The sequence below is a fragment of the Telluria sp. AZSoR62 genome (assembly GCF_058111565.1).
In genome coordinates, this window is record NZ_JBYTST010000012.1 from 1 (window position 1) to 11,838 (window position 11,838).

Consider the following 11,838-nt stretch of genomic DNA (forward strand, 5'->3'; position numbering starts at 1 on the left):
GTAACGGAGGAGTTCGAAGGTACGCTAGGTACGGTCGGACATCGTGCTAATAGTGCAATGGCATAAGCGTGCTTAACTGCGAGACCGACAAGTCGAGCAGGTACGAAAGTAGGACATAGTGATCCGGTGGTTCTGTATGGAAGGGCCATCGCTCAACGGATAAAAGGTACTCTGGGGATAACAGGCTGATTCCTCCCAAGAGTTCATATCGACGGGGGAGTTTGGCACCTCGATGTCGGCTCATCACATCCTGGGGCTGTAGCCGGTCCCAAGGGTATGGCTGTTCGCCATTTAAAGTGGTACGTGAGCTGGGTTTAAAACGTCGTGAGACAGTTTGGTCCCTATCTGCCGTGGGCGTTGGAAATTTGAAGGGGGCTGCTCCTAGTACGAGAGGACCGGAGTGGACGAACCTCTGGTGTACCGGTTGTCACGCCAGTGGCATTGCCGGGTAGCTAAGTTCGGAAGAGATAACCGCTGAAAGCATCTAAGCGGGAAACTTGCCTTGAGATGAGATTTCCCGGAGCCTTGAGCTCCTTGAAGGGTCGTTCGAGACCAGGACGTTGATAGGCTGGGTGTGGAAGTGCAGTAATGCATTAAGCTAACCAGTACTAATTGCCCGTACGGCTTGTCCCTATAACCTTGGTAGGCTATAGACAAGTCAAGAATACAGCTGCTGTTTGTTGATACAGCTACCCCAAAAAAACTACTTCTTCCGGATTCAGAGTGCCTCACTACACGGTGAAGCGCTCGTACAAGTCAAAGCCTGATGACCATAGCAAGTCGGTCCCACCCCTTCCCATCCCGAACAGGACCGTGAAACGACTTTGCGCCGATGATAGTGCTGCAACCAGTGTGAAAGTAGGTTATCGTCAGGCTAGTTATAAGCAAAACCCCACCAGTGATCTGGTGGGGTTTTTTGCGTTTGGAAGCCCGCCCGTTTGGATTCACATGATGGACCCTCTCCTGATGGGCTTTTGCATTTGCACGCTTGGGCGCAGGCAAATAAAAAAGCGGAGCCAAAGCTCCGCTGTTTCCCTGCATTCCTGCAGTTGGCTCAAGGGCGGGCATGCCCGCCTGGCTACCTGACTCAGACGCCCCAGAGCACGTCGGTCTTCTGGTCGCGCGCCGAACGCAGCATTTCCAGCAGCGGGTAGGCACGGGTGGAGAAGGTCACGACCTCGATCGGCTCGTGGTCGTTGTCTTCGGTTTCGCCATGGTGCGCATGGACGTCGCGCTCCACCTGTTCCGATACCTGGTGCTTGCGGCTTTCTTCGATTTCGCCCTCGAGCAAAGCGACTGCGCGCGGTGCTTCTTCCGCCGTGATGACGCCGCGTTCCATATCCTTATGCAGCAGGTCGAGAATGCGCTTGGCATGCTCCTGGTACATCAAGACCTCAGGATAGGACTTGCACTTGAATGTAATCAACATAGCTATTCCAATCGTCAGTTAATGACTAAACGATAACACGACTCGGTAACGCGGTCATCCCCGCACACAATCTTACGGCTGGGGCCGGCGTAAAAACCAGGCCAGGACCAGCGTGGCCAGGGCTGCGGCAAACGCACCGGCCGCGCCGAATACTTGCATATCAGAGGCCTTTCCCGTTGCACTTGACACTAAGCACCACGCAAACCCGCCCCAGGACAAGCCATTGAGCACCTCGAGCATCGACCTGAGCATCCCGCCCTTGCCGCGCAATGCGTAGTCGCTGCGTACGCCCGGTCGCGCGCACCAGTTCACGACCAGCGCGGCCGCGCACACTGCGCCGCTGACTGTAAAGCATGCCAGCAAGCCCGCTACCGGGGCGCGCACCACGAGCCAGAGCAGGGGAACGGCGACCAGCGCCAGCGAGGGCATGACCGCAGCGGCGAGCTTGGCCAGCCGGACGGTGCGCGGCGCCGCCGGCGCCATGCGCAGCAGGTCGGGCGCGTCTTCGGCCGAAACCACAATCCAGGTAAGCGATGCCGTCAGCGAGGCGCACAGCAGCGTCAGGCCGGCAGCCACCGCCGGAAGCTGGATCTCGCTGCGGCGGAACACGATAAAGCACAGCGGCAGCAGGTAGATCAGCTGCAGCGCTACCTGCGAGATCAGGTGCGGGTCGCGCACGATCAGCCGCCACTCCTTGAGCACGACGGTATCGAACAGGCTGCGCCCGAAGCGGTAGCGCACGCCGCCTGCCGGCTGGGGCGCGGCGCGCCGGGAGGACGCGGCCTGCTGCAGGCCGTGCACGAAGAAGCGGTGGATGCGGCCTGCCGTGAACAGCGCTGCCGCCACAGCCAGCAGCACCAGCCCGACCACCGGCAGCGGTTCGCCCAGCAGCGCCCGCCCCGGTAGCCAAAGCGGGCTCGATGCGCCCAGCAGGCCGTCTTCCGCGAACGCGCGGGCAAACGCAGTGGCGGCCTGGGCTTCCATCTTGTCGGAGAAAAAGGAGAACAGCTGCGACAGGATGAACAGCAGCGCGCCGGCGAGCGCCCCGATCACCTGGGCGACCACGCGTGTGCGTCGCGCACCGATCAGCCTGACGAGCCCCAGCGTCATCAGCATGGCGATGCAGGCGACGATGGTGGCGCAGCCGAGGATGACGGGATAGACCGCGAGCCAGCGTGCGTAGCCGAGCATGGCCCCAGCATGCCCGAACGGCGCCAGCAGGAACAGGTAGAGCGCGGAGGTGCCGATAGCGACTGTCCCCAGCCGCACGGCGAAGATGCTGCGCGAGGACAGGGGCGAGGACAGCAGCAGGTCGAGGTCGCCGCGTTCGAACAGCACCATCACGCTGGAACTCAATGCGCTCGAGAGCATGAAGGTCATGCAGCCGAACAGCAGGGCGGTGACCGCGACCAGCACGCGCGGGTCGGCCATGTCGATGCCGGCGCTGCGCGAGACCACGAAAAAGGCCGCGGCATGCAGCACCAGCCAGGCCAGGGCGACGGCGGCGAGCCCGCCTGCGCCCGGACGGAGCTGTGTCGTCTTCCCCTTGCCGGAGGCCGCGTTGTACCAGAACAGCCTGGCCTCGTGCCAGGCCAGCCAGCCGATGCTGCCAGGCGCGCCCATCATGGCTGCGCGGTCAGCTGCAGGAAGACCTCTTCGAGACTCCCGCCGCTGGTGCGCGCGCGCAGCTCGTCGAGCGTGCCTTCGGCGATCAGGCGGCCCTCCCGGATGATGCCGATGCGCTGCGCGAGACGCTCCGCCACTTCGAGGATGTGCGTGGTCAGGATCACGGTGCCGCCCTTCGCGACGTGCGAGAGCAGCAGGTCTTTCACCTGGCGCGCCGCGGCCGCATCGAGACCGGTGAGCGGCTCGTCCAGGATCAGCAGTTCCGGCTCGTGAACCAGGGCTCCGGCCAGCGCCAGCTTTTGCTTCATCCCCCGCGAGAAGCCTTCAGTGAGTTCGTGCGCGTGCTGGCTCAGGTCCAGCCAGTCGAGCAGCGCCCGCGCCCGCGCTTCGGCCGTGGCGGCATCCACGCCCCACAGGCCGGCCACGAATTCGAGGTATTCGGTCGGCTTGAGCTTCCCGTACAACATCGGGTCGTCGGGCAGGTAGGCCAGGCGCCGCTTGGCTTCCTGCGGCTGGGACGCAAGGTCGATGCCGAGGACCTCGATAGCGCCGCTATCGGGCGCCACCAGCCCGGCCACCATGCGCAGCGTGGTGGTCTTGCCGGCGCCGTTGGGGCCGAGCAGGGCGTACAGCTCGCCGCGCCGCACCGACAGGTCCAGTCCATCGACAGCGGGACGGCCGAAAGCCTTGTGTAGCCCGGCGATGCGCAGCGCAGGAGAGAGGTCGTCTTTCATGCGGGCCTTGTATCAACGGGCTGCGAAGGAGCCGAGGAACTGCTCGGTTTGCTCGGGCGGCATGGCGTCCGGCCTGCCGATCACGATCACCTGGTAGACGCGTGCGCCCTTGGCCGTGAAGCGTCCCACCAGGCGCATCGGTCCGCCCTGGCCCTTGCCGGTGGCGTCCACCTCGAGCCCCGCCGCGCCGGGCTTGGGCGCCGCGTCGTCGGGTGCGGCGCCGATATTGCGCAACAGCGCCTGGCGCATCGCCGGCAGTGTCGCCTGCGCCAGCGCCGCGTCGGGCGCCAGGGCGGTGCCGACGGCGAAGGTGGTGCCGTCGACCTCGGCGGCCGTCATGGTCATGTCGACCCGGATTCCGCCCAGGTCGATGCTGCGCGTATGGGTCGCGGGCTTGTCCGGGAACGTGACATGGAAGCTGCCGTCGCTGCTGGTGTAGTCGCGCCAGTTATAGGTGGGCGAGCAGCCGCCCAGCAGCAGGGCGAGCAGGCCGGCTGCCAGCGGCGCATAGGAAAATGGTTTGATGTGCATGTGCCAGATGGTAGCAGGAGGCGCAGCCGCTGCGTGTATCCGGCAAGCGCAAGCCTCAGCTTTCGCGCAGCGCGCGCCGGTACTGGATCGCCTCGGCGATATGCGTGGCCGCTACCGCTTCGGCGCCGGCCAGGTCGGCGATCGTGCGCGCCACCTTGAGTACGCGGTGGTAAGCGCGCGCCGACCAGTGCAGCTGCTGCATCGCTGCGCGCAGCAGCCGGTCGCCGGCCGTATCGGGGCGGCACCAGCGGTCGATCTCGCCCGGCGCCAGGCGCTGGTTGGGCTTGCCCTGGCGCGCCAGTTGCGCGGCATGCGCCTGCGCAACGCGTGCCGCGACCACGCTGCTACGCTCGCCGTCGGCCTGCGCGCCGATGCTTTCGGCCGGCATGGCCGCCACCGTGAACTGGATGTCGATGCGGTCGAGCAGGGGGCCGGAAATACGGCCCTGGTAGCGCTGTGCGATGTCGGGCGTGCAGCGGCATTTGCCGGACGGATGGCCGAGCCAGCCGCAGGGACAGGGATTCATCGCGGCGATCAGCTGGAAGCGTGCCGGGAAGTCGGCCTGGTGCGCCGCGCGCGAGATCGTGATCTGGCCCGATTCGAGCGGCTCGCGCAGCACTTCCAGCACGCGGCGGTCGAACTCAGGCAGCTCGTCGAGGAAGAGCACGCCGTGATGGGCCAGCGAGACTTCGCCCGGGCGCGGCAGGTTGCCGCCGCCGACCAGGGCCACGCCCGAGCTCGTGTGATGCGGGCTGCGGAACGGGCGCCGGCGCCAGCGCTCGGGCGAGAACCCGCCGCACAGCGACTGCACCGCGGCCGACTCGAGCGCCTCGTCGTCGCTCATCGGCGGCAGCAGCGCCGGAAAGCGCGACGCGAGCATGCTCTTGCCCGCACCGGGAGGGCCGATGAGCAGCACCGAATGGGTGCCGGCGGCGGCCACCTCGAGGGCGCGCTTGGCCGACTGCTGTCCCTTGACCTCGGCGAAGTCCGGATACCCGATGGCCGCTACCGGCGCCTGGCCCTGGTGGCGCGGCAGCCGCAGTTTGCCCGCACCATGGGCGAAGTGGGCGCAGACCTCGAGCAGGGTGCGCGCCGGCAGGATGGCGGCGTCCGTCACCAGCGCCGCTTCGTCGGCATTGGCGAGCGGCAGGATGAAGGCGCGCGCGCCGCCCTCGGCATCGCGGTGCATGGCCAGCGTCATGGCCAGCGCGCCGCGCACGGGCCGCAGCTCGCCCGACAGCGACAGCTCGCCCGCGAATTCGTAGCGCGCCAGTTGATCCGCCGGCAGTTGCTGCGAGGCGGCCAGGATGCCCAGCGCGATCGGCAGGTCGAAACGGCCGGACTCCTTCGGCAGGTCGGCCGGGGCCAGGTTGACGGTGATCCGGCGCGGCGGAATGGTGAAGCCGGAATTCTGCAAGGCCGCACGCACGCGGTCCTTCGCTTCGCGCACTTCGGCATCGGGCAAGCCGACGATGGTGAACGCGGGCAAGCCGTTCGCGAGGTGGACTTCGACATTGACGACCGGCGCGGCCATGCCGGCCAGCGCACGGCTGCGAAGGACTGCAAGACTCATGATGTGCCTGGACAGGGATGGGGGACCTGCAAAGTCTGCAGGGTGGCCAGGGCCTTACGGTTGCGCTCGACCAAACGTGCGGGCCGCAGGTTTTCTGGAAAGCATTGTTTGTGCTAGGCTCGCTGCTTTCGCCGGAGAGTATCTTGCAGCGTCCGTCCGTACCCAGGAGCCCCAGCGCGGTCGCCGCGGGATTCCGCTACGCGCAGCCCCGCGAGGGGCACATTCCTGGCCTCGACCTGCTGCGCGCCATCGCCATCCTCTGGGTGATGGCCTATCACCTGACCAGCTATGGCGTGCAGCTGCCGGGAGTGGCGGAATTCGGCTGGATGGGCGTGGACTTGTTCTTCGTCCTGAGCGGTTACCTGGTCGGTGGCCAGGCCCTGGCCAGCTGCCTGGCGCGCGGCGGAGCGCGCTGGGGACAATTCATGGCGCGCCGCGTCCTGCGCGTACTGCCCGCCTACCTGGCCGTGCTGGGCATCTACCTGTGGATTCCGGCCTGGCGCGAAAGCCCGGGCATGCAGCCGGCCTGGCAGTTCCTGAGTTTTACCGCCAACCTCTTCCCCGACTACTTCAATGCCCGCGCCTTCTCGCATGCCTGGTCGCTCTGCGTGGAGGAGCATTTCTACCTGGTGCTGCCGCTGGTGGTGTCCTTCCTCGCATGGCGTCCGGCGCTATGGAAGACGGCGGCGATGGCGCTCGCGATTCTCGCCGGGGGCATCCTGCTGCGCAGCTGGGCGTGGCAGCAGGACGTCGCGCCCTGGCTGGGCGTGACCAGTGGCAGGGATACCGGGGTGCTGCGCTATATCGAGCACATTTACAACCCGACCTGGGCCCGGCTCGACGGCTTGCTGGTGGGCGCCGTGCTGGCGGCAGTACGCCTGTTTCGCCCCACCTGGTGGGCGGCGATGACGGCGCGGCCGTGGGCCTTCCTGCTGGCCGGCGTCGCCGGCGTGGCGTCAACCGGCATCCTGCTGTTCGACGGCCCCCTGAACGCGGGCATGGCCATCGCCGGCTTTCCGCTGCTGTCCCTCGGCCTGGGAAGCATCCTGGTGGGCTGCGCCAGCAGGCAATCGATGCTGGGACGCGTGAACCTGCCGGGTGTGCGCATAATCGCAACCCTGGCCTTCAGCCTCTACCTCACGCACAAGAGCGCCTACCATCTGGTCGGGGAGCACCTCGGCATGCTCACCGGCGGCGGCAACCTGGCAGCGCTGGCGACGTATGGCCTTGCAGCGCTGCTGTGCGCCACGCTGCTGTATCTGCTCGTGGAACGCCCCGGCTTGCAGCTGCGCGGCCGCCTGCTCGGGCAACAGCGCACAGCTCCGGGAGCCGCCCTTACAGCAGCGGGCTCTTCGTGACCGCCACCGCGACGATATAGGCGAAGCAGGCCAGGGCGCCGGCAAAGGCGGCGGTGCGCACGGTCTGCGTGCGGCCGCGTTTCAGTGCGATGGTGCCCAGCACGATATAGCCCACCAGCGCCACCACCTTGGCCGTGAGCCAGGACTGCTGGCCGGGATACTGGCTGCTCCACACGGCCAGGCCGATGGCGCTGACCAGCAGCAGGGTATCGACGACATGCGGCACGATCTTCACCCAGCGCCGCTGCAGCTGCGCGGAGCTTGAGAGCATCCAGATCCCGCGCAGCAGGAACAGCAGGCCGGAGAGGAGGGCAAAGGTGACATGGATGTGCTTCAGGGCGAAATAGGTCATGGCAGGTTAAGAAGTTGACAACCCGCGCAGTATGCCTCAGCCGCACTCTCCCACATAGTGGCATTCGTCGCAGCGGGTGCAGCCGTCGACCTTGCGCAGCGCCCGCGCGCCGCATTCGGGGCATTTGGCTCCACCGGTAGCCGGCAGGGCGCCCGACACCGTCGGCGCCTGCGGTTCGGGCGCGAGCGCCACGCCATCCTCGCGCGCGGCGTACCGGTTCGCCAGTTCGCGCAAGGGCACCTGATTGCCCCAGGCATCCAGGAAGCCGCGCCGGATCAGCACCCGCTGCAGCATGAAGGCGATCGCCGCCACTTCCGAGTCGTGGTAGACCGGCACCTGCACGCCATCCTCGCGCGTGAGGTAGCCGCAGCGCACCGGGCCTTTTTCCCACACCACGTCGCGCATGTCGGCCAGCGCCCGCGCGATCGGCCCGCCGGCGCGCGCCACCATCGACAGCAGGCGCATCGAGGCCGTGATCCATTGCTGGCCGCCGGTACGCTGGTTCGACGGCATGAAGAATTCGAAGGGCCGCTCGACCGTCACCGGCTTGCCTTCGCACGTGCCGTCGGCGCGGATGAAGCTCACCGTCAGGTAGGCCGTCTTGCGGCCTTCCTGGGTCGAATATTCGATTTTCGAGGTCACCGATTCGAGCTCGCCCAGCGGCCGGCGCTCGAAGCGCTTGCGCAATGGGTCGTCGTCGGGCACAGCCGGGCGCTCCGGCTCGGGCGAGGCCGACAGCACGCTGCCCAGCACCGTGTTGGGCCGGTAGGTCGCCAGTCCCTTCAGCCCCGCATGCCAGGCCTGGCTGTACAGGTCGCGGAAATCCTCGAAAGGATAATCTTCCGGCACGTTGACGGTCTTGGAGATCGCCGTGTCGACGAAGGGCTGGACCGCCTGCACCATGCGCAGGTGCTCCAGCGCGCGCATCTCGAGGGCGGTGACGAATTGCGCGGGCAGCTGCGCGGTGTCGTGACCCATCTGGCGATACAGGCGCCAGGCGTGGTCTTCGACCTCGTAGCCGCGCATCGAGCCGTCGGCCATGCGCTTCTTGCGCTGGTAGGTCCAGGAATAGGGCGGCTCGATGCCGTTCGAGGCGTTGTCGGCAAAGGCGAGCGAGATGGTGCCGGTCGGTGCGATCGACAGCAGATGCGAGTTGCGGATGCCATGGGTGCGGATCGCCTCGCGCAATTCGGCCGGCAGGCGCCCGACGAACTGCCCGCGCAGGTATTGCTCCGCATCGAACAGCGGGAACGCTCCCTTCTCGCGCGCCAGTTCGATCGACGCGGCGTAGGCCGCATCGCGCAGCGCCTCCATGACGGTGGCGGCGAATGCACGTCCCTCATCCGAATCGTAGCGCAGCCCCAGCATGACGAGCGCACTGCCCAGGCCCAGGAAACCCAGGCCCACGCGGCGCTTGGCGCTGGACTCCGCCGCCTGTTGCGGCAGCGGCCAGACGGTCGCGTCGAGCACCAGGTCGAGCATGCGCACCGCCACCGCGGCCACCTCGCGCATGCGCTCGAAGTCGAAGGCGGCCTTGTCGCCGAACGGATCGGTAACGAATGCGGTGAGATTGAGCGAGCCGAGGTCGCAGCAGCCATAAGCGGGCAGGGGCTGCTCGCCGCAGGGATTGGTGGCACGCAGCTCTTCGGCATACCAGAGGTTGTTTTCCAGGTTGATGCGGTCGACGAACAGCACGCCCGGCTCGGCATGGTCGTAGGTCGAGGCGACGATGCGGTCCCACAGGGCGCGCGCGGATACCTGCCGGTAGGCCCAGCGGCCATCAATCAGGCGGCGCGCGCCGGCCAGGTCTTCGTCGCCGGGTTCGGCGCGGTGCACCAGCTCGAAGGGCGCATCGGCTTCGACCGCGCGCATGAAGGCATCGGTGACGCCGACCGAGATATTGAAGTTGGTGAGGCCGCCCTCGTCCTTGGCGGCGATGAAGCGCTCGATGTCGGGATGGTCGATGCGCAGCACGCCCATCTGCGCGCCGCGCCGGGCGCCGGCCGATTCGACCGTGCGGCAGGAGGCGTCGAACACTTCCATGTACGAGACCGGCCCCGAGGCGCGCGAACGGGTGCCGTGGACCTTGCTGCCCATCGGGCGGATGGCGCTGAAGTCGTAGCCGACGCCGCCGCCGCGGCGCATGGTCTCGGCTGCTTCCGCCAGGGCGGTGTAGATGCCCGGCAGACCATCGCTGTCGGTACCCGAGATCGAGTCGCCGACCGGCTGGACGAAACAGTTGATGAGGGTGGCCTGCAGACCGAGGCCCGCGGCGGAGTTGATGCGCCCCGCGGGCACGAAGCCCTGTTCCTGGGCCCACAGGAAGCGCGCCTCGAACGCGGCGCGCTGGTCTTCAGGTTCGAGCGCGGCAAGGGCGCGCGCCACGCGCCGGCGCACGTCCTGGATGCTGGTTTCCTGGCCCTTGGCGTATTTCTCGCGCAGGACGTCCAGCGATACCTCCTGCGGCGGCAGGTTAGGCGGTGTGTCCTTGGCATTCATGGTGCGCTGTGCCTCCGCATGAATGCGCCCCGAACATCAGGGCTTGTCGAGGATGACGTGCGGCGCCGACGGGTCGGTGGCGCCGGGCAGGGCGCCGTTCGACGCCGCGCTGGCGGAAGCCGGCGAGCCGGCCTGGGCAGCCAGGCGCGTCTCCAGCTCGACCACGCGCAGCTCGAGCGCTTCGAGCTTGGCGCGGGTCTTGGCCAGCACCTGGGCCTGGATGTCGAATTCTTCGCGGGTGACCAGGTCGAGCTTGGAGAAGCCCTGGGTCACCATCGCCTTGACGTTGCGCTCGATGTCCTTGGCCGGCGTGCTTTCCAGCGCCTGGTTGATCTTGCCCTGCAAGTCGTTGAAGAAAGTATTCATATCCGTGCATTCCTAAATGAGGCGGAATCGGTGCACCACGACGGTGCGTCCGCTGCCCGCCATGGTGCGTGGCCTTGCGGCAAATCGCTGCCGCGCGGTGTTCCTGGGTTGAACGAATGGCACATGGGGCGCATGGCTGAGAAATCAAGCCTGTTTGGCCACATCCGCATCCGGTTTGGGCTGGCACGCATCCTGCTAAAGAGTTGTCAGGCGTGTAGCAAACAGGATTGTAAACCGCAACGGCCAAGACCGTTGAACATGAGGGGAATGTCATGAAGTGCAACACAACCGCGGCAGCAGTGGCCCTGGCCGTCCTGGCCTTGTCGAACGTCACCGCCAGCGCGCAAGAAGCAGCCCCTGAGCATCAAGTCAGCTATAACGCCGCCCTTACCAGCGACTACCGTTACCGCGGCCTGTCGCAAACCAGTCTCGACCCGGCGCTGCAAGGCGGCGCCGACTACGTGCACGGCCCGACCGGCTGGTACGTGGGCACCTGGCTGTCCACCATCAAATGGACCAAGGATCTCGGCGGCGACGGCAGCATCGAGTGGGATATCTACGGCGGCAAGCGCGGCAACCTCGGCGAATCCGTCACCTACGATGTCGGCGGCCTGTACTACCTGTATCCGTCGAACGGCCTGAGCCCGAGCGCGAACACCTTCGAGCTGTACGCGCGCCTCGGCTTCGGCCCGGCCTATGTCAAGTACTCGCACTCGACCACCAATTTGTTCGGCACCGCCGACAGCAAGGGCAGCGGCTACCTCGACGTCGGCGCGGATATCGACGTTGGCAGCGGCTTCCTGCTGAACCTGCATGCCGGACGCCAGGAAGTGCGCCATAACAGCCAGTACTCGTACACCGACTACAAGGTCGGCGTCACCAAGGACCTGGGCGTAGCCACCGTCTCGCTGGCCTGGATCAAGGCCAATACGAGCGCCTACCTGAACCCGCAGGGCAAGAACCTCGGCAAGTCGGGCGCCATCCTGACCGTGTCAAAAACTTTCTGAATGCATAGAGGCACACCATGAAAATGATTACCGCCATCATCAAACCCTTCAAGCTGGACGAAGTCCGGGAAGCGCTGTCGGAGATCAACGTGCAGGGCATGACGGTGACCGAAGTGAAGGGCTTCGGGCGCCAGAAGGGCCACACCGAGCTGTACCGCGGCGCCGAGTACGTGGTCGATTTCCTGCCAAAAATCAAGATCGAAGCCGCCGTGGACGATGCCGTGGTCGACCAGGTCATCGACGCCATCCAGGGCGCAGCCCGCACCGGCAAGATCGGCGACGGCAAGATTTTCGTGGCCGACCTGAACCAGGTCATTCGTATCCGTACCGGCGAGACCGGCAACGACGCACTGTAAGGGGAGC

At 66.3% G+C, this 11,838-nt stretch carries 10 protein-coding genes, 2 rRNA genes and 1 pseudogene; 5 read left to right on the top strand and 8 right to left on the bottom strand.

The genetic code is table 11. From position 1 onward, the window contains the following. Together AC3XQU_RS17900 and rrf are read left to right on the top strand one after the other, a co-directional pair. Positions 1–633, top strand: a 23S ribosomal RNA gene (locus AC3XQU_RS17900); the annotation flags it as partial. Positions 634–762: 129 nt separating this feature from the next. Continuing rightward, positions 763–875 (top strand): 5S ribosomal RNA (gene rrf / locus AC3XQU_RS17905). Positions 876–1,087: 212 nt separating this feature from the next. Here the strand turns inward: rrf and AC3XQU_RS17910 are convergent. The 5 genes from AC3XQU_RS17910 to AC3XQU_RS17930 all read right to left on the bottom strand — a co-directional run bounded on the left by AC3XQU_RS17910 (position 1,088) and on the right by AC3XQU_RS17930 (position 5,893). Then, positions 1,088–1,429 (bottom strand): DUF1840 domain-containing protein, encoded by a 342-nt coding sequence (locus AC3XQU_RS17910; RefSeq protein ID WP_489875515.1) that lies wholly within the window; start codon positions 1,427–1,429, stop codon positions 1,088–1,090. A 72-nt stretch (positions 1,430–1,501) separates the two neighbouring features. Next, a complete protein-coding gene (locus AC3XQU_RS17915; protein ID WP_489875516.1) occupies positions 1,502–3,055 on the bottom strand; it encodes a putative ABC transporter permease subunit in 1,554 nt (517 codons plus the stop codon). Then, positions 3,052–3,789 (bottom strand): ABC transporter ATP-binding protein, encoded by a 738-nt coding sequence (locus tag AC3XQU_RS17920; RefSeq protein ID WP_489875517.1) that lies wholly within the window; start codon positions 3,787–3,789, stop codon positions 3,052–3,054. The genes AC3XQU_RS17915 and AC3XQU_RS17920 overlap by 4 nt, the downstream gene beginning before the upstream one ends. A 12-nt stretch (positions 3,790–3,801) precedes the next feature. Next, positions 3,802–4,320, bottom strand: a complete 519-nt coding sequence (locus AC3XQU_RS17925) for a hypothetical protein (protein ID WP_489875518.1) — start codon at positions 4,318–4,320, stop codon at positions 3,802–3,804. A 55-nt stretch (positions 4,321–4,375) separates the two neighbouring features. After that, entirely contained in the window at positions 4,376–5,893 is a 1,518-nt protein-coding gene (locus AC3XQU_RS17930; RefSeq protein ID WP_489875519.1) for a YifB family Mg chelatase-like AAA ATPase, read from the bottom strand. A gap of 143 nt (positions 5,894–6,036) precedes the next feature. On the opposite strand from AC3XQU_RS17930, the gene AC3XQU_RS17935 reads away from it, so the two are divergent. Further along, a complete protein-coding gene (locus AC3XQU_RS17935) occupies positions 6,037–7,251 on the top strand; it encodes an acyltransferase family protein (protein ID WP_489875520.1) in 1,215 nt (404 codons plus the stop codon). Here AC3XQU_RS17935 and AC3XQU_RS17940 read toward each other — a convergent pair. The 3 genes and pseudogenes from AC3XQU_RS17940 to AC3XQU_RS17950 all read right to left on the bottom strand — a co-directional run. Continuing rightward, entirely contained in the window at positions 7,229–7,603 is a 375-nt protein-coding gene (locus AC3XQU_RS17940; protein ID WP_489875521.1) for a SirB2 family protein, read from the bottom strand. The two genes, AC3XQU_RS17935 and AC3XQU_RS17940, sit on opposite strands and share 23 nt — an antisense overlap. Before the next feature lie 36 nt (positions 7,604–7,639). Next, positions 7,640–10,102 carry an adenosylcobalamin-dependent ribonucleoside-diphosphate reductase gene (locus tag AC3XQU_RS17945; protein ID WP_489875522.1) on the bottom strand — a complete coding sequence of 821 codons (2,463 nt, stop codon included), beginning with the start codon at positions 10,100–10,102 and terminating at the stop codon, positions 7,640–7,642. A 144-nt stretch (positions 10,103–10,246) separates the two neighbouring features. Continuing rightward, positions 10,247–10,468, bottom strand: a pseudogene (locus AC3XQU_RS17950) (accessory factor UbiK family protein); the annotation flags it as partial. A 272-nt stretch (positions 10,469–10,740) separates the two neighbouring features. On the opposite strand from AC3XQU_RS17950, the gene AC3XQU_RS17955 reads away from it, so the two are divergent. Continuing rightward, entirely contained in the window at positions 10,741–11,475 is a 735-nt protein-coding gene (locus AC3XQU_RS17955; protein ID WP_489875523.1) for a TorF family putative porin, read from the top strand. A gap of 17 nt (positions 11,476–11,492) precedes the next feature. Further along, positions 11,493–11,831, top strand: a complete 339-nt coding sequence (gene glnK, locus AC3XQU_RS17960; RefSeq protein ID WP_005667790.1) for a P-II family nitrogen regulator — start codon at positions 11,493–11,495, stop codon at positions 11,829–11,831. Positions 11,832–11,838: the final 7 nt, after the last annotated feature.

Bases quoted from the DNA above. Each gene is read 5' to 3' on its own strand.
- AC3XQU_RS17915 (WP_489875516.1), bottom strand. From the start codon at position 3,055: ATGATGGGCGCGCCTGGCAGCATCGGCTGGCTGGCCTGGCACGAGGCC.
- glnK (WP_005667790.1), top strand. From the start codon at position 11,493: ATGAAAATGATTACCGCCATCATCAAACCCTTCAAGCTGGACGAAGTC.
- AC3XQU_RS17910 (WP_489875515.1), bottom strand. From the start codon at position 1,429: ATGTTGATTACATTCAAGTGCAAGTCCTATCCTGAGGTCTTGATGTAC.
- AC3XQU_RS17930 (WP_489875519.1), bottom strand. From the start codon at position 5,893: ATGAGTCTTGCAGTCCTTCGCAGCCGTGCGCTGGCCGGCATGGCCGCG.
- AC3XQU_RS17945 (WP_489875522.1), bottom strand. From the start codon at position 10,102: ATGAATGCCAAGGACACACCGCCTAACCTGCCGCCGCAGGAGGTATCG.
- AC3XQU_RS17955 (WP_489875523.1), top strand. From the start codon at position 10,741: ATGAAGTGCAACACAACCGCGGCAGCAGTGGCCCTGGCCGTCCTGGCC.
- AC3XQU_RS17920 (WP_489875517.1), bottom strand. From the start codon at position 3,789: ATGAAAGACGACCTCTCTCCTGCGCTGCGCATCGCCGGGCTACACAAG.
- AC3XQU_RS17940 (WP_489875521.1), bottom strand. From the start codon at position 7,603: ATGACCTATTTCGCCCTGAAGCACATCCATGTCACCTTTGCCCTCCTC.
- AC3XQU_RS17925 (WP_489875518.1), bottom strand. From the start codon at position 4,320: ATGCACATCAAACCATTTTCCTATGCGCCGCTGGCAGCCGGCCTGCTC.